This is a genomic window from Pseudomonas sp. TJI-51 (assembly GCF_000190455.2).
GTDB classification, from domain to species: domain Bacteria; phylum Pseudomonadota; class Gammaproteobacteria; order Pseudomonadales; family Pseudomonadaceae; genus Aquipseudomonas; species Aquipseudomonas juntendi.
On sequence record NZ_AEWE02000173.1, the window covers coordinates 1 to 15,813 of the forward strand.

The following is a 15,813-nucleotide window of genomic DNA, read 5'->3' on the forward strand; positions in this document are numbered from 1 at the left end:
AGCTCGCGATGCGCCGCGCGGGCGGCGCTCGATCTAACAGGCGCTGCATATCTTATGACAAACACCTGTCAGCCCTGATGCGATCCCTGTGGGGTTCATCCCCGAAATAAACAGCCTGGTAGCACTCACCGCCAATCCGCTTTGTCAGCAAAAAACGCCCGAGCATTCGCCTCCAGGCTCTGCAGATGGTACCCGCCCTCCTGCACAATCAGGCATGGCAAGCGCAATGCGCGGATACGCTCGCCCAACACGGCAAAGCCCTCGGTCGTCACCGCCACCTTGCTCTGGGGGTCCAGCTCATAAATGTCGAAGCCCAGCGACAACACCAACACTTGCGCACCAAAATCCTTCACCGCAGCCAGTGCCGTGTCCAGCCGGCTCAGGAAGTCCGCTTCGCTGGCGCCGTGGGGCATCGGCAGGTTCAGGTTGTACCCCTCCCCCTCACCACGGCCGCGCTCGTCCTCGAACCCGGCCACGCCTGGGTAGAAGTTGGTCGGGTCGCCGTGCACCGACACATACAGCACATCGCGCCGGTCGTAGAAGATTTCCTGGATGCCTTGCCCGTGGTGCATGTCGGTGTCGAGCACCGCCACCCGGCTGTAGCGGCCGCGCAAGGCCTGGGCAGCGACGGCAGCGTTGTTGATGTAACAGAAGCCACCCGCCGCATCGAACCGCGCATGGTGCCCCGGAGGCCGGCACAGCGCGTAAGCCGCGGGCTCACCCTCGGCAATGGCCTTGGCGCCAGCGACCGCGCTCTGCGCGGACCAGTAGGCCGAATGCCAGGTACGCTCGCCTACCGGACAACTGCCATCGGCCAGGTAGCGCGCGGCCTGGGCGAGAATGCCACGCAAGGCGTTGGGCTCACGCACGAAGATATTGGACATGACCTCGTCGCCCCAGTCCTCGGGCACTTCCTTCCAGCGCGCATGGGCTTCTTCGAGGAAGGCCAGGTAGGCCTCGCCATGCACCGCCGCCAGCGGCTGCAGGCCGGCATCCTCTGGCTGGCGGATGTCGAAGCCAAGGTCCTTGGCAGCCTGCAACAGGCGCTGGGCGCGCTCGGGCACTTCCTGGGGGGTGCGCATGGCGCCACGCGAGTAGTAGCTGCGCGGGTGATGCAGCAATTGTTCAGGGTGGAAGTAGCAACGCATCAGGCTTCTCCTGGTTCGACACGGCCGGCGCGGGCCAGCACGGCATTGAGCAATACATCGGCACCCTGGCGGGCATCGTCGGGCAGCACATCCTCGGCTTCGTTGTGGCTGAGGCCGCCGATGCAGGGAATGAACACCATCGCCGTCGGGCAATAGCGGGCCAACAGGATGGCATCGTGCCCAGCGCCACTGACGATCGACTGCTGCGCATAACCCAGGGCATCCACCGCTTGCTGAACAGCGGCCACACAGTCCACGTCAAACGGCGTGGCCGGGCTGACCCAGCGCCGCTCGATGCGCACCTGCAAACCGCGCTGGCGGGCGATGGCCTGCAGCGCCAGGGTCAGGTCGCGTTCCATGGCCTCGATGGTTTCATCGCGGTGGTGGCGCAGGTCCACCGTGAATTGCAATACACCGGGAATGGTGTTGCGTGACGACTTGGCGATGGTCAGCTCGCCGACAGTGGTCAGCGCCTCGGGGGCATAGTCTGCCGCCAGCCGCTCGAGCGCCTGAATCATCTGCGCCGCACCGTACAAGGCGTCCTTGCGCAACGGCATCGGCGTGGTGCCGGCGTGCGCGGCCATGCCTTCGACGGTCACATCCAGCCAACGAATAGCCTGACCGCCGCTGACCACACCAATGGCCTTGGCGTTATCTTCAAGGATCGGGCCTTGCTCGATATGCGCTTCAAAATAGGCATCCACCGGCCCGCCCAGCGGCCGCTGGCCAGCGTAACCGGTACGCTGCAACGCGTCGGCGACGCTGATGCCTTGCGCATCGCGTATGGCCAAGGCTTGCTCCAGCGCCAGGGTGCCGGTGAACACGGCCGAACCGAACATCGCCGGGGTAAACCGGGCGCCTTCCTCGTTGGTCCACACCGCGAGCTCCAGCGGCTTGCGGGTGCTGATGCCCAACTCGTCGAGGCGGCGCACCACCTCCAGCCCCGCCAGCACGCCGTAGACACCGTCGAAACGGCCGCCCTCCGGCTGGGTATCCAGGTGGCTGCCGATCATCACCGGGGCGGCATCGGGGTCGGTGCCAGGGCGGCGCGCGAACAGGTTGCCGATGGCATCCACGCTCAGCGTCAGGCCCGCTTCGCGGCACCAGTGGCTGAACAGCTCACGGCCAGCCTTGTCTTCGTCGCTGAGGGCCAGGCGGCAGCTGCCACCGCGTGCGGTGGCGCCGATTTCGGCCATGGCCATCAAGCTCGCCCACAGGCGTTCGCCATTGCTTTTCAACATGTGCAGGTACTCCAGAATGAATCGGTTCGCTCAGGCCAGCTCAAGCTGCTGGCTGCGCGCGTACTGGCGCGCCAGGGCAAGCACGCAGACCAGCGAAAGGGTGGCGATCAGCGTGTAGAACACTGCCATCGGCCACCACTGCCCTGTGAAATGGTGGGCCAGCCAGGTGCCGATCAACGGGGTCAGGCCCCCGGCGATGGCGCCACACACCTGGTAGGCCAGGGAAATGGCGGTATAGCGCACACGGGTGTCGAACATGCCGCTGACGTAGCCTGCGATGACCGCGTAGAACGAGGCCATGCAGGCAGCGGCCAAGGCGATGCCGAGCACGATCAACGGGCCTTGGCCCGAGCTGACCAGGGTGAACATGGGGTAAGGCGAGGCCATGGCCAGCACGGCCACCAAGGCCAGGAAGCGAGTGGCGCCGAGCTTTTCCGACAGCCAGGCAGCCAAGGGCTGTACGCAAAACTGGATGATCGCCACGAAGAACAGGCACTCCAGGATCAGCGAGCGCTCCAGGTGCAACTGCTGTGTGGTGTAGCTGATCATGAAGGTATTGGTGAAGTAGACCCCGGCAATGCCCAGGGTGTTGGCACCGATGCACAGCAACAGCGGGCGCCAGGCGCTGCGCAGCACCTCGAAGACCGGGGCCTGCTCCTTGCGCCGGGCTGTTTCTGCCTGCTCGCGGCTGGCGATGAACTCGGGCGACTCGTTCACCCCCAGGCGAATGGCCAGGCCGACCAACAGCAGCAAGGCGCTGGCCAGGAACGGCACGCGCCAACCCCAGCTCATCAGGTCTTCTTCCGGAAGGCGGGTGACCGCGCCAAAAGCCAGCAGTGACAGAATCAGGCCCGCCGGGCTGCCGAGTTGGGCGAACGAGGCGAAGAAGTTGCGCCGCCCTTTAGGGGCATGCTCGCCGGCCATCAGCACGGCCCCGCCCCACTCGCCGCCCACCGCAATGCCCTGGACGATGCGCAGCAGCACCAGCAGCACCGGCGCGCTGGCGCCGATTTGCGCATAGGTCGGCAACAGGCCGATGCACACCGTGACGATGCCCATCATCAGCAAGGTGATGACCAGCGATTTTTTGCGGCCGATACGGTCGCCCACATGGCCGAAGACGATTCCGCCCAGCGGCCGGGCGAAGAAGCCCACGGCGAAGGTACCAAACGCTGCCATGGTGCTGAACAGGCTGTCATCGGAGGGGAAGAACAAGGCACCGAACACCAGGGCCGCGGCGGTGGCATAGATGTAAAAGTCGTACCATTCGATCATGGTACCGATGAAAGCGGCGGCAGCGGCACGGCGTGGCTGGGCGCAAGTGGCGGGCTTCATGGGGGCTCCTTTGCTTGTTGTTCTGGCAGGAGTGACGGGAATTCACGGTCGCGCTCTGGCGGCGCTTGGCTTGTGGGCCTCGATGCCTGTGATTTATCGGGCCAGGGCTATGATTAGTCAATTTTCTATTTATTATTCCAAATATTAACCCTGCTTATCATAGAGCCTTGCCATGTCTGACCGCCTGCTCAACGACCGCCTCGACTGGAACCTGCTGCGTACCTTCCGCGTCATTGGCCAGGAACTGTCCATCAGCCGCGCCGCTGCCCGCCTGCATCTCACCCAGCCGGCAGTCAGCCAGGCCTTGAAGCGCCTGGAAGAACAGCTTGGCCGCCAACTCATCGCCCGCCGTGGGCCGCGTTTCGTGCTGACCGAAATGGGCGAACAGCTGTTCCAGCTGGCCGGCGAGGTGTACGGGCAGATGTCGCAGATCGGCAGCCTGCTGGCGCAGCCCACCGACGAACTGGTGGGCAAGGTGCGCTTGCTGATGATCAGCCGCATCGTCAGCGACCGCTTCGACGACTTCCTCGCCGACTTCCATCGCCAGCACCCACGGGTGGACCTGGAAATCGACGTGATGCGCAGCTCCGACATCGTCGCAGCCTTGCAAGAGAAAACTGCCAGCGCAGGCTTGAGCTTGAACCGGCGCGCCCAGCCCAGGCTGGAGCAACGGCTGTTCCTGCGCCAGCGTTACGCGTTTTTCTGTGGCAAGCACCATGCACTGTTCGGCCAGGCCGAGGGCGACTTGCAGCGGGAGAACTTCGTCAGCTTCACCAGTGACCAGATTGGCGGCATGTTGTCGCCACTGACCATTTTCCGCGACCAGCAGGGCTTTGCCGGGCGCATCGTGGCCTCGTCACCCAGCCTTGAGGAAGTGCGCCGCCTGGTAATTGCCGGGTTTGGCATCGGCTGCCTGCCCGAGCACGTGGTAGCGCCGGATGTTGCAGCTGGGCTGCTGTGGAAGCTGCACCCGCAGGAGGGCATTGCCGATGTGGACATTCACCTGTTGTGGAACCGGGAGCAGCGCTTCAGCCGGGCCGAACAGGTGTTCATCGAGGGGCTGCAACAGCGCCTTGACTGACCTGCAGCGCCACTACCGGCGCTGCCAAGCGCGCATCGCGCCGGTGGCCTTGGCCGCCTTGTAGTGCAACTTGGATCCGATCAGGGGAAAGGGTATGCTGATACATAGCTAAATGCCATCACCCAGGCCGGCGCGATGCCTGCCTTCAAGGACGAACCCTTTGCCCAGCCACCCTACCCGCCATACCATTGCCCGCCAGTGGCAATTGCTCAAGCTGCTGCCAGGGCGCCACCCGGGCGTGAGCTCCACCCAGTTGCAACGTGCCCTGAGCGGCGTGGGCCACACCACCAGCAAGCGTACCGTAGAGCGCGACCTGGTCGAACTGGCCGCCCTGTTCCCGCTGCAATGCAACAGTAAGGGCATGCCCTATGGCTGGTACTGGCAACCGGGCCTGAGCCTGGAGCAAGCGCACCAGTTGCAACCCGACGCGCTATGCCCGGCGGCCCAGGTGGAGCTGCGCGCCTGGGTCGATGACGCCCTTGCCCGGCGCCTGGAGCAGGCGCCGCTGTCGGCCGACATGCAACTGACCGCGCAAGCCGACGGTGGCGCTGTGCTGGTGGCCACGGTAGACGACAACCGGGCGCTGATGAGCTGGCTACTGTCCCAGGCCGGCGCTATCCGCGTGCAGGCCCCCAAAGCGCTGCGCCTGGCCATGCTGGCGCAATTGCGCCAGAGCCTGGCCCTGCACGAAACGGTTGGTTGAAACCGTTGGCGGGCGCTACTGGCGCAGCCGCTCCAGCGCCTGCAGCACGAACGCGGTAGCGCGCTCCACCTGCCCTTCCCGGCAGGCGATACCCAACTGCCGCCACAGCCCGGGCCGCAGCGGCCGGTGGGCAATGCGCTGATCAAGCTCAGCGGCCTCCCCCTCCTGCGGCAGCAACGTCGCGCCATACCCGGCACCGACCAGCTTCTTGATGGCATCGTTGTAGTTCAGCTCGATACGCGGCTCCGGGTGCAACCCCGCCGCCGCAAACCACTCGTTTGTCACCCGCGACAGCTGGGTAGTGCTGTCATTCAGGATCAGCGCCCGTTGCGCCAGCCACGCCGGCGCGATCTTGGCCGGGGGCTGCCAGTCGGCCGGGACGTAGGCCAGGATCGGGTCGCGCCGCCAGGGTGTTACGGCCAGCCCCTTGACCGCCACCTGCGGCAACGCCACCAGCGCGACATCCAGCGTGCCCTCGCGCAAACGCGCCAGCGACGCTTGCGAAGTGAGCACCTGCACTTGCACATCGATCCCCGGATGCTCCACCCGCAAGGCGGCCAACGCCTGTGGCAGCAGGTGGGCGATGGCCCCGGTCGAGGCCCCCAGGCGTACCCGGCCGCTCAGGCCCTGCACCTGGCGGCGAACTTCGTCCAACGCCAGGTCCGCGTCGGCCAGCAAGCGGCGGGCGCGGGCCAGCAGCGTTTCACCGATGGCCGTGGGCCGTACCTGGCCGCGGGTACGGTTGAGTAACGGGGCGCCGACGCGCGCCTCCAGCTCGGCCACGTGCAGGCTGATGGTGGGCGGCGCCAGGTTGAGCTGGCGAGCCGCCTCGGCAAATGAACCCAGGTCGCTGATGACCACCAGCGTACGCAGGCGGTCGAGGCTGATTTCGCGCATGGTCGCTGCGGCTTCCTCACAAAACAAAGACTGACGGCTGAATGCCAAGGCAGCTTTCAGGGGCAGGTTCACCGCCAAAAGGCCAGCACATCGTTCAGAGAATCTGAATGCGGTGGTCATGATATTCAAATTTTCTTTATAAACGCCACCCGCGAACATAGGCCATCCCCTCCCCAACCCGGACCCCGACCATGCATACCCCTGTTGTCTTCATCGACGGCGACCAAGGCACCACCGGCCTGCAGATCCACGCTCGCCTGCAAGGCCGCAGCGACTTGCGCCTGCTGACCCTGCCCGAAGCCGAACGCAAAGACCCTCAACGGCGTGGCGAGGCGATCAACAGCGCCGACATCGCCCTGCTGTGCCTGCCCGATGCCGCCGCGCGCGAAGCGGTGGCCGCCATCCACAACCCGCAGGTGCGGGTGATCGACGCCAGCTCGGCACACCGCACCAGCCCAGGCTGGGTGTATGGCCTGCCCGAACTGGACCCGCACCAAGCCGAACGCATTGCCCAAAGCAAGCGCGTCAGCAACCCCGGCTGCTACCCCACGGGCGCCATCGCGTTGCTGCGCCCGCTGGTCAAGGCCGGCCTGCTGCCTGCCGATTACCCGCTGAACATCCACGCCATTTCCGGCTACTCCGGCGGCGGCCGCGCGGCGGTAGAACGGCATGAACAGCCCGCTGCCGACAAAGCTCCGGCCTTGCAGCTGTACGGCCTGGACCTGGCGCACAAGCATGTGCCCGAGATCCAGCAGCACGCCGGGCTCTCGGCACGGCCCCTGTTCATGCCTGGCTACGGCGCCTACCGCCAGGGCATCGTGCTGAGCATCCCGCTGCAGTTGCGCCTGCTGCCCGGGCAGGTCAGCGCCGATCAGCTGCAAGCCTGCCTGGAACAGCATTACCAGGGAGCCCGCCATGTTCAGGTAATGCCCCTGCACCAACAAGGTGGCGCGGCCAACCTCGACCCTGAAGCCCTGAACGACAGCAACGACCTGCGCCTGGCGCTGTACGCCAACCCTGAACACGGCCAGGTGCTGCTCACCGCCATCTTCGACAACCTGGGCAAAGGCGCGTCGGGCGCGGCGGTGCAAAACCTGGACTTGATGCTCGGCGCACTACAGGCACGCGGCTGATGGGTCAAAACCGGTTAGACTGTACAGCCCGCGCCCTCCCGGTGCGGGCTGTACAGTCCAACCGCCGGAGCCTGCCCCCCGATGTTCATCCTGAGCCGCCTTGACAGCGTGCCGCCCGAGTCTTTCCAGAACCAGATCCGCGAGCTGGTGATTCACAACGTCGGTGAATTGAGCAGTGTCGCGATCAGTGCAGACAACCCGCTGTACCCGCTGTACCAGTACGGCGTCGGCATGGAGGTGCACCAGTACCTGCAAGCCCTGGACGGCACTCGCGGCCTGGCCGTGGCACTGACCCTGGCACTGGATGCCGATGCGCCTGACCAGTTGTTGGGCTTTGCCTTGTCGCTACCCGCCGAGGACGATGAGCAGGCCTGTGCCCTGGCATTCATGGCCGTACGCGCCAGCCATCGCCGCCAGGGCATCGCCCGGGCGCTGCTGGGCGACCTGCAGGCGCGCCATGCCTGCGTCGAGCTGAACGCCTTCGCCAACCAGGTACCGTGGTTCGAAGCCATGGGTATGCAGGTGGTGGCCGCCAAGGGTCCGCAGGTGCTGATGAGCAGCACCGGCCAGGCCAGCGGAGCACTGATCGGCCGCCTGGACATCGCCCCCATCTACCAGACCGCCGAGGTGCTGCAGATTCATACCTACCTGCTCAACCAGCAAGGCGAAGATGCGATGATCGAAGCGGAGCAGATGCGCGACGAGCGGCTGGACGCGCTGACCGCACAGGCGCAGGAGTGTGTGCGCCAGCGCCAGCACGTGCACTGATCGCACCGTCAAGCACAACGCTCAGGGCCGCACCGCTCAAGCTCGGCGCGGCCCGGCGGCTCAGCCATGCACCCAGCGCCGGTGCAGCCCGCGCGCCAGGGCATCGAGCAGAAAGCCCAGCACACCGATCAACAGCACCATGGCCATCAGCTCGGAGTACGCCAGGCGGTCGCGGGTATCGAGAATGAAATAGCCCAGCCCTGCACTGACGCCCAGCATTTCGCAGGGCACCAGCACGATCCACAAAATCCCGATGGCCAGGCGCACGCCCGTCAGCACATGGCCTATCACCCCCGGCACGATCACCTTGCACAAGGTTTCCCAACGCGTGGCACTCAGGCTGCGGCTTAACTGCAGCCAGCGCGGGTCCAGTTGCCGCACCCCGGCGGCGGTGTTGAGCAGGATCGGCCACAACGCGGCGAACGCCAGCAAAAAGTAGATCGGCTGGTCACCCACGCCCATCAGCATCACCACCACCGGCATCCACGACAACGGCGAGATCATGCGCAGGAACTGGAATGCCGGCGTGGTCGCCGCCTCCAGGTGCCGGTAGCTACCTACCAGCAACCCCAACGGCACACCGATCAGCAACGCCAGCAACAAACCCACCAGGATGCGCTTGAGGCTGACCCAGATATGCCCGTAGACCTCGCCCTGCCCCAACAGCTCGACCAGGCTGGCCAACGTGGCCTGCGGTGCAAACCGGGCCGACAGGCCATCGGCCTGGCCGAACACGGCGACCCCGGCCCACCACAGTGCCAGCAAGCCCAGCAAGCCGGCCAGGCCAAGCCCGGCATGTACCACGTGCGTACGCATCAGACGGCGAACTCCTCGCTGCGCTCGTAGTTGTCGGCTATGCCGAACACCGACGGCCCGCCCACGGCGGCAATGGCGTTACGCACGAAGCGGTCATCCACCAGGTCGCGGGCAGTCTGCGCCGGGTCCAGGCCGGCGAGGAACGCGTGGTCACCTTCGATCAGGGTGTGCTGCAAGCGCTGGACCAGTGCTTCGGTGTAGCTCGGGAACGGGTAAGGCTGGAAATCGATGCGCTTTTCGTCCCACTGCTGGTGGCGAATAGCGCCGCTGGCGATGTAGCCGGCACGGTCCTCGGCCGCCGGGGCAAGGACCTTGGCCAGCACCGCCGGGTCATGGGGCGTGTACTTGTTGGCGCCAGCACGCGACAGCAAGGCTGCTGCTTCGGCGCGGTGGTCGCGGGTCCAGTGCTGGGCCTTGACGATGGCATTGACCACCTTCTGCGACCACTCGGGGCGGTTGTCGAGGTCGTGTTCGTGCATGAACACCACGCAGCAGGCATGGTTGCGCCAGACATCGCCCGTGAAGCGCTGCACGCGGCCAACCTTGAGGTTCTCGGCCAGGGCGTTGAACGGCTCGGCGACGATGTAACCTGCTATGCGCTTGCTGGCCAGGGCCGGTGGCATGTCGGAGGGCGGCAACACCAGCAGGTTCACTTCATTGCCTGCCAATGCCGCATTGGCCGGCTTCGACACCGGTGTCAGGCCGTTGTCGTTGAGCATCTGCTGCAGCACGACGTTATGGATCGAGTACCAGAAGGGTATGGCCACGGTCTTGCCACCCAACTGCTTCATGTCTGTGATGTCGGGGGCGACGGTCAGGCCCGAACCGCCCACGTGGTTCCACGCCACCACCTTGGCCGGCACCTTGCTGGCATAGCGCGCCCACACGGTCATCGGCGACAGCAGGTGAATGACGTTCACCTGACCAGAAATGAACGCCTCGATCACCTGTGCCCAGCTGCGCAGCAATACCGGGCGTTCGGCCTTGATACCCTCGGCTTCGAACAGGCCATTGTTGTGCGCCACCAGCAAGGGCGTGGCGTCGGTGATAGGCAGGTAACCGATACGTACCGGCGCGTCCGGTTCGGCAGCGGCGCGGGCCTGCAGGCTCGACAGCAACGGCAGTGCACCGGCGGCGGTGAGCATGGCGCCCAGCTTGAGAAAATCACGTCGTGAAGACGAGGAACAGCAGTCATCCATGCACATGGGCAGCCTCCGAGGCCTGGGGGGTTGGGGTGGGTTCGACCGTGCGGCTTGCTCGCCGGAGCGTCTTGAGAATTTCAATGCGCAGGGCGCCCAGTTCTTCTACCCGCTGCGTGCGCGGCTGCGGCAGGCCGATGTGCCACTGGCCGAGGATGTGCGCTGGATGGTCGCCCAGCAGCAGCACACGGTCGGACAGCAACAGGGCTTCGTCGATATCGTGGGTGATCAGCACCGCCGCCGTGTTGTGGGTGGCGATCAATTGCAGCAGCAATTGCTGCATGTCGGCACGGGTGACTTCATCCAGCGCGCCGAACGGTTCGTCGAGCAACAGCACTTCGGGCTGCCGTGCCAGGCAACGGGCCAGCGCGGTCCGCTGGGCCATGCCGCCAGACAGCTGCGCCGGGTAGTGGCTGCGGGCGTGGCCCAGGCCCACGGCGGCGATAGCGTGGTCGATACGTGCACGGCGTTCGGCAGCCGCCAGCTTGGGCTGGCGGGCGAAGTCCAGGCCGAAGGCGACGTTTTTCTCCAGGCTCAGCCAAGGCAGCAGGCTGGGGTCCTGGAAGGCTACCGCCAGGCGCGGGTGTGGGCCCTGCAGCGGCTGGCCATGCAGCCGCACGCTGCCACCACCCGGCTGCTGCAGGCCGGCCAATACCCGCAACAGGCTGGACTTGCCAACACCGCTGGGGCCCAGAATGCTCACCACCTCGCCGCGCCCCAGCTGCAGGTCGAACTGCGCCAGCACTTGCTGCCAGCCGCCCTCGCCCGGGTAGCCCAGGCTGACGTCACGGGCTTCGAGCAACATTGCACTCATGCCCCGGCTGCCTGGCGGTGCAGCTCGGCCCGCAGCTGCACCAGGCTGGGCGTGACGATCGGCACGAACGCCGATTCGCGCCAGCGGCGGGCAAAACCTTCGCCATACTCGCTGAGGTAGGCTTTGCCACCACTGGCCTGCAATTCCAGTTGCACCGCGTCGGCGGCACTTTCGGCCAGGGTGATGCGCAGCTTGAACAAGGCCGCCGGTTGTTGCAGGAAGCGGCCATCGAGCAAACCTTGCTTGAGTTCGCTGACGGTATTCTCCAGGCGCTCGCTGAGCACCTGGCGGGCTTCGTCCAGGAATGAGGCACGCCCCTGCAGCTGGGCCTGCACTTCGTCCAGTGCCCGGCGCGCCAGGCCAATGGCCATGCCGCACTGCAACCCCAGGAAGGCAGGGCGTACCTGCGGCAGGAACGCGCGGGCATTGTCGTGCAGCAACCAGTCACGTGCCAGCGGCACCTGGTGGAAGGCCAAGGCAGCGGTGTTGCTCGACTGCAAGCCCATCAGTTGCAAGTCGTCGGAACGTTGCAGGCCCTGGGCATCCGAAGGAATGGCCAGTACGAACGGAGCACCGCCCGCGTCGTCCTCGATGGCCGCCGCTACCACGAACCCACTCTTGCGCAGGTTGGTCACCCAGTGCAGGCGGCCCTCCAGGTGCCAGCCATCGCCCGCCGGGCGGCCGCGCACTTGCAGGGCTTCGATGCCAGAGAGGAACTTCATGGCATTGGACAGGCCGGTGGCACCGGCCAGCTCGCCGGCCAACAGCTGTGGCAGCAAGCGCGCGCGCAGCGGCTGGTTGGGGCTTTGCAACAGGTACTCGATAAAGGCGCGCTGGCCCCAACACACGAAAGCGGCAGCCAGCGAGCGGCTGGCAATGGCAGCGATGGCCTCGACGACGTCGGTCACCTGCCCGCCCGTACCGCCCAGGGCAGGGTCGACGCCCACGCGCAGCAGTTGCGATTCGGCGATTTGCGCCAGCACGTGCTGCGGCTCGCACAGGCCCCGATCTATGGCCTCGGCATTGGCATCCAGCCACTGTCGAAATGCACAATCCTGCATGGTCTTGCTCCTTTGAGAACGCCGGGCCGCCTGGCGGCCCCTTTGCGGCACATGGCCGCTCCTACAACTACCGCTGTACCGCCGCTAGCAGAGGCAGATCATGCAGTGGGCTGCCAGCGGTACTTGCCAAGCTCGTCATTGAGCGGCGTTTGGGCGAACACATTAGCAAAGTTGCACAGGGTTGCGAGGCTCACGCCAAGAATCACTTCCAGCGCATTGCCTTCGCTGAAGCCGGCATCCCGGAATGCCTGGTACGTGGCCTGGCTCACATTGCCGCGGGTCGCGATCACTTCGCGGGCGAAGGCGGCCAGGGCTTCGTAACGGGCATTGGGCAGCTCGCCGCGGGCCCGCAGGGCATCGACCACCTCCTGCGGCAGCTTGGCCTTGTTCAACGCCACGGCGGTGTGCCCCGCCACACAGAAATCACAGCCATGTTGGGTGGCGGCAATCAGTTGCACCACTTCGCGGTCGGCCAGGCTCAGGTCGGACTTGCCATTCAATGCCGAAACGGTCACGTAGGTTTCCAGTGCCGCTGGCGCGTTGGCCAGCACCCCGAGCAGGTTGGGGATGAAGCCCGAATTCTTCTGCGCGTTCTCAAGGAACGGGCGCGCTGCTTCCGGGGCGCTTTCCAGGGTGTGTAAGGTAATGCGCGAGGACATGGAGTGGTCTCCCTGATGGATGTCACTACAGTCTGGTGGTTATAAGAAGTACCCTCCATATTCATCAGTCGCCTTTCCTTGCTCCTGAGTCTTTGCATTAGATGATTTCGTCCGCCGCGCTCGTCGATTGGTTATTAGAAGGTCTGGAGCTGGATGCCAGCCTGTTTCATGTCGGCCGCTACTGTGGCGGCTGGCACGCCAGCACCCAAGGTATGGGCCGTGCCAGCTTCCACTTGGTGGTGCAGGGCGATTGCTGGCTGCACCTCGACGGCCAGGCGCAGCCGGTGTGCCTGAGAAAAGGCGACGCCGTATTCCTGTTGCGCGACCTGGGTTATCGCCTGTCCAGCGACCAGGACGCGGCAGGCGCCTGTGCGCAACCGCGTCAAACCATGCAGGCGCTGGACGGCGACGCCAGCGATGGGGTCGGCCTGGTCTGTGGCTTCTTCCGTTTCCAGTCGGGTTTGTCTTCGCTGATTGTCGAGGGCCTGGCCGACTGGATCCTGCTGCGTGCCGAAGACCCCGCCGGGAGCGCGGCGGGGGCGTTGTTCGGGCTGATCCTGGACGAATGCCAACGCCAAACCGGGCCTTCGCAAACCTTTCTGGAGCGCCTGACGCACTTGCTCTTTCTGTATGCACTGCGCCAGCAAGTGCATGCCGGGCAGCCCCTGGGCGGGCTGATCGCGCTTGCTCGGCAGCCGGCGTTCGCCGGGTTGCTCGAGCAACTGATCGAGCAACCCGGCAAAGCCTGGACACTGGAGAGCATGGCGGCCTGCACCGGGTTGTCGCGCTCGGCTTTCTTCAAACGCTTCAGCGAGCTGGCCGGGCAGTCGCCAGGCCAAGTGCTGCTGGCGTTGCGCATGCGCCATGCTTGCCGGTTGCTGCAGGCGGGCAACACGGTGGAGCAAGTGGGTGCACAGGTGGGGTACCAATCGGTGGCCGCTTTTACCCGGGCCTTCGCCAAGGCAGTGGGCATACAGCCAGGGGCCTACCGGCGGGGCCACGAAGGGCGTTAAGCGGCTCTACTGCGCCGAAAGCCGACTTGCGAGGCGCCACGTTGAAGCTGACTTCCCGGATAAAACTGACAATTTTCCTTGGTTTTATCAGCAGATCCCGTAACTTGAATGTCTGTTCAAGGATGATGGCCATATGGCATCATCGCATCCAAAAACAGTAAAGAGGGTGAGACCTACAAACGACTTTGCGGTGCATCCCGAGCCTGGCGCCACTGCGTTTACACCGGTAGCCGCCTGCGTTCTCGAGGCCTGCACGCCACCATCAAGGAGTACTTCATGCAGTTAAGGAATTTGAAGATCGGCATTCGCGCAGCAAGCGCATTCACCCTGTTGGGCGTTCTGGTGCTGGTGATGGGCCTGATCGCACTTTACGAGACCCGGCAGATGGACAGCGCTACGGACGAGATCCGGGTGACCTGGATGCCGGCAGTGGTAGCCCTCAGTGGAATCAGCACCGACCTGGGCCGCGCCCGCGCCCTTACGTTACGTGCCGCGCTCGACGACAACAGCGATGATCGCAAGCGCAACCTGCAGATGCTGGACAGCATCAACATCGAGCTTTCCAAGGGCTTGAAGCATTACGCTGGCATGGTGGCTGCCACCGATGACCAAAACCTGTTCAACGCTTTCATGACTGCCCATCAGCAGTATTCCGACGTACAGGGGCGTGTGCTGCAGGGGCTCACCAGCGGGCGGATGGACGACGCCAGGCAACTGATCAGCGGGCCGCTGACCCAAAGCGCCGATAGCATGATGCAGGCCATGACCGCGCTGATTGCCTACAACGGCACAAGTGCCGAGCAAGCCTCGCAGCGCAGCAGCGATGTGGCTGACGAAGCGTTCCAGGCGCTGATAGGCGCGCTGTTGGTGATTGTACTGGCGCTTGCCGCCATCGCCACCCTGCTCACCCGCAGTATCGTGCGGCCGTTGGCCGAGGCCGTGGCCGTGGCTGAACGCGTGGCCACCGGCGACCTGACTCGCGAAATACAGGTGGTGGGCCGTGACGAACCGGCCTTGCTGCTGCGCGCGTTGAGCCGCATGCAGACCAGCCTGCGCGATACCATTCGGCAGATAGCCGCCTCGTCCGACCAACTGGCCTCGGCGTCCGAAGAGCTGCACACCGTTACCGAAGACACCAGCCGCGGCTTGCACCAGCAAAGTGCCGAAATCGACCAGGCGGCCACGGCCGTCAACCAGATGACCGCGGCGGTCGAAGAAGTGGCCAACAATGCGGTGAGCACCGCAGACGCCTCCAGAGGTGCCGACCAGACTACCCGCGATGGCCGCGACCGGGTCAACCAGGCGCTGGCCTCCATCCAGCACCTGGTGGCGGACGTGACCGGCACTTCCAGCGAAATCGAACAGCTGGCCAGCAATGCCAACGAGATCAGCCGGGTGCTGGATGTGATCGGTGCAATTGCCGGGCAGACCAACCTGCTGGCGCTCAACGCCGCCATCGAAGCCGCCCGCGCCGGTGAGGCAGGCCGTGGCTTTGCGGTGGTGGCGGACGAAGTTCGTGCCCTCGCCCACCGCACCCAGCAGTCGACGGCCGAAATCGAGCAGATGATTGCCGGGATCCAGAACGGCACCGAGCGCGCGGTGACCGCGATGCACAGCAGCCAGGGGCGTGCCACGGGCACGCTGGAAGTGGCCGAGGGCGCCGGGCAGGCGCTGGAGGTGATTGCTGAAGCGATGGCCTCGATCAACCAGCGTAACCTGGTGATAGCCAGTGCCTCGGAACAACAGGCGCAGGTGGCCCGTGAGGTGGACCGCAATCTGGTGAATATCCGTGACCTGGCCATGCAGACCTCGGCGGGGGCCAACCAGACCAGTGCGGCAGCGCAGGACCTGTCGCGCCTTGCCGTGGACCTGAATGGCATGGTGGCACAGTTCAAGGTCTGATCTGAGATAGCCGGGGCCGCATCGCGGCCCATCGCAGGCAAGC

The 15,813-nt window shown here is 65.3% G+C and carries 15 protein-coding genes; 6 read left to right on the plus strand and 9 right to left on the minus strand.

The features are described 5' to 3' along the window. Window positions 1-125: 125 nt before the first annotated feature. Genes G1E_RS26230 through G1E_RS26240 form a run of 3 tightly spaced genes read right to left on the minus strand, consistent with a single transcriptional unit; the run spans window position 126 to window position 3,724 of the window. Entirely contained in the window at window positions 126-1,148 is a 1,023-nt protein-coding gene (locus G1E_RS26230; RefSeq protein ID WP_047150259.1) for a histone deacetylase family protein, read from the minus strand. Next, on the minus strand, window positions 1,148-2,389 hold the full coding sequence (locus G1E_RS26235; protein WP_047150260.1) for a Zn-dependent hydrolase: 1,242 nt from the start codon (window positions 2,387-2,389) through the stop codon (window positions 1,148-1,150). Before G1E_RS26235 ends, G1E_RS26230 begins: the two co-directional genes overlap by 1 nt. A 30-nt stretch (window positions 2,390-2,419) precedes the next feature. Beyond that, window positions 2,420-3,724 (minus strand): MFS transporter, encoded by a 1,305-nt coding sequence (locus tag G1E_RS26240; RefSeq protein WP_009685588.1) that lies wholly within the window; start codon window positions 3,722-3,724, stop codon window positions 2,420-2,422. Between the two features lie 172 nt (window positions 3,725-3,896). Here G1E_RS26240 and G1E_RS26245 point away from each other — a divergent pair, with 172 nt between their 5' ends. Then, window positions 3,897-4,805, plus strand: a complete 909-nt coding sequence (locus G1E_RS26245) for a LysR family transcriptional regulator (RefSeq protein WP_009685589.1) — start codon at window positions 3,897-3,899, stop codon at window positions 4,803-4,805. Between the two features lie 160 nt (window positions 4,806-4,965). After that, window positions 4,966-5,508 (plus strand): WYL domain-containing protein, encoded by a 543-nt coding sequence (locus tag G1E_RS26250; RefSeq protein ID WP_009685590.1) that lies wholly within the window; start codon window positions 4,966-4,968, stop codon window positions 5,506-5,508. A gap of 15 nt (window positions 5,509-5,523) precedes the next feature. Here G1E_RS26250 and G1E_RS26255 read toward each other — a convergent pair whose 3' ends face one another. Further along, window positions 5,524-6,405 (minus strand): LysR family transcriptional regulator, encoded by an 882-nt coding sequence (locus G1E_RS26255; protein WP_009685591.1) that lies wholly within the window; start codon window positions 6,403-6,405, stop codon window positions 5,524-5,526. A gap of 191 nt (window positions 6,406-6,596) precedes the next feature. On the opposite strand from G1E_RS26255, the gene argC reads away from it, so the two are divergent. After that, window positions 6,597-7,538 carry an N-acetyl-gamma-glutamyl-phosphate reductase gene (gene argC, locus G1E_RS26260; protein ID WP_009685592.1) on the plus strand — a complete coding sequence of 314 codons (942 nt, stop codon included), beginning with the start codon at window positions 6,597-6,599 and terminating at the stop codon, window positions 7,536-7,538. A gap of 81 nt (window positions 7,539-7,619) precedes the next feature. Then, window positions 7,620-8,306, plus strand: a complete 687-nt coding sequence (locus G1E_RS26265) for a GNAT family N-acetyltransferase (protein WP_009685593.1) — start codon at window positions 7,620-7,622, stop codon at window positions 8,304-8,306. A gap of 60 nt (window positions 8,307-8,366) precedes the next feature. Here the strand turns inward: G1E_RS26265 and G1E_RS26270 are convergent, their stop codons facing one another. The 5 genes from G1E_RS26270 to G1E_RS26290 form a co-directional block, all read right to left on the minus strand. Next, window positions 8,367-9,122 (minus strand): ABC transporter permease, encoded by a 756-nt coding sequence (locus G1E_RS26270; RefSeq protein WP_009685594.1) that lies wholly within the window; start codon window positions 9,120-9,122, stop codon window positions 8,367-8,369. After that, the gene (locus tag G1E_RS26275) at window positions 9,122-10,327 is read right to left on the minus strand and encodes an ABC transporter substrate-binding protein (protein ID WP_033690929.1); all 1,206 of its coding nucleotides are present in this window, start codon (window positions 10,325-10,327) and stop codon (window positions 9,122-9,124) included. Before G1E_RS26275 ends, G1E_RS26270 begins: the two co-directional genes overlap by 1 nt. Beyond that, complete coding sequence (locus tag G1E_RS26280) at window positions 10,314-11,135, minus strand: ABC transporter ATP-binding protein (protein ID WP_009685596.1); 822 nt, start codon at window positions 11,133-11,135, stop codon at window positions 10,314-10,316. Before G1E_RS26280 ends, G1E_RS26275 begins: the two co-directional genes overlap by 14 nt. After that, window positions 11,132-12,196: an acyl-CoA dehydrogenase family protein gene (locus G1E_RS26285; protein ID WP_047150261.1), complete on the minus strand. Its 1,065-nt coding sequence runs from the start codon at window positions 12,194-12,196 to the stop codon at window positions 11,132-11,134. The genes G1E_RS26280 and G1E_RS26285 overlap by 4 nt, the downstream gene beginning before the upstream one ends. A 98-nt stretch (window positions 12,197-12,294) precedes the next feature. Beyond that, window positions 12,295-12,855 (minus strand): carboxymuconolactone decarboxylase family protein, encoded by a 561-nt coding sequence (locus G1E_RS26290; protein WP_009685599.1) that lies wholly within the window; start codon window positions 12,853-12,855, stop codon window positions 12,295-12,297. Between the two features lie 101 nt (window positions 12,856-12,956). Between G1E_RS26290 and G1E_RS26295 the strand changes: the two genes are divergently transcribed. Both G1E_RS26295 and G1E_RS26300 read left to right on the plus strand, forming a co-directional pair. Then, window positions 12,957-13,868 carry an AraC family transcriptional regulator gene (locus G1E_RS26295; protein WP_009685600.1) on the plus strand — a complete coding sequence of 304 codons (912 nt, stop codon included), beginning with the start codon at window positions 12,957-12,959 and terminating at the stop codon, window positions 13,866-13,868. 276 nt (window positions 13,869-14,144) lie between these two features. Then, a complete protein-coding gene (locus G1E_RS26300; protein ID WP_033690930.1) occupies window positions 14,145-15,770 on the plus strand; it encodes a methyl-accepting chemotaxis protein in 1,626 nt (541 codons plus the stop codon). The last annotated feature ends 43 nt before the right edge of the window (window positions 15,771-15,813 follow it).

Coding starts and splice junctions, on each gene's coding strand:
- G1E_RS26230 (WP_047150259.1), bottom strand. CDS start 1,148: ATGCGTTGCTACTTCCACCCTGAACAATTGCTGCATCACCCGCGCAGC.
- G1E_RS26235 (WP_047150260.1), bottom strand. CDS start 2,389: ATGTTGAAAAGCAATGGCGAACGCCTGTGGGCGAGCTTGATGGCCATG.
- G1E_RS26240 (WP_009685588.1), bottom strand. CDS start 3,724: ATGAAGCCCGCCACTTGCGCCCAGCCACGCCGTGCCGCTGCCGCCGCT.
- G1E_RS26245 (WP_009685589.1), top strand. CDS start 3,897: ATGTCTGACCGCCTGCTCAACGACCGCCTCGACTGGAACCTGCTGCGT.
- G1E_RS26255 (WP_009685591.1), bottom strand. CDS start 6,405: ATGCGCGAAATCAGCCTCGACCGCCTGCGTACGCTGGTGGTCATCAGC.
- argC (WP_009685592.1), top strand. CDS start 6,597: ATGCATACCCCTGTTGTCTTCATCGACGGCGACCAAGGCACCACCGGC.
- G1E_RS26265 (WP_009685593.1), top strand. CDS start 7,620: ATGTTCATCCTGAGCCGCCTTGACAGCGTGCCGCCCGAGTCTTTCCAG.
- G1E_RS26270 (WP_009685594.1), bottom strand. CDS start 9,122: ATGCGTACGCACGTGGTACATGCCGGGCTTGGCCTGGCCGGCTTGCTG.
- G1E_RS26275 (WP_033690929.1), bottom strand. CDS start 10,327: ATGTGCATGGATGACTGCTGTTCCTCGTCTTCACGACGTGATTTTCTC.
- G1E_RS26280 (WP_009685596.1), bottom strand. CDS start 11,135: ATGAGTGCAATGTTGCTCGAAGCCCGTGACGTCAGCCTGGGCTACCCG.
- G1E_RS26285 (WP_047150261.1), bottom strand. CDS start 12,196: ATGCAGGATTGTGCATTTCGACAGTGGCTGGATGCCAATGCCGAGGCC.
- G1E_RS26290 (WP_009685599.1), bottom strand. CDS start 12,855: ATGTCCTCGCGCATTACCTTACACACCCTGGAAAGCGCCCCGGAAGCA.
- G1E_RS26295 (WP_009685600.1), top strand. CDS start 12,957: ATGATTTCGTCCGCCGCGCTCGTCGATTGGTTATTAGAAGGTCTGGAG.
- G1E_RS26300 (WP_033690930.1), top strand. CDS start 14,145: ATGCAGTTAAGGAATTTGAAGATCGGCATTCGCGCAGCAAGCGCATTC.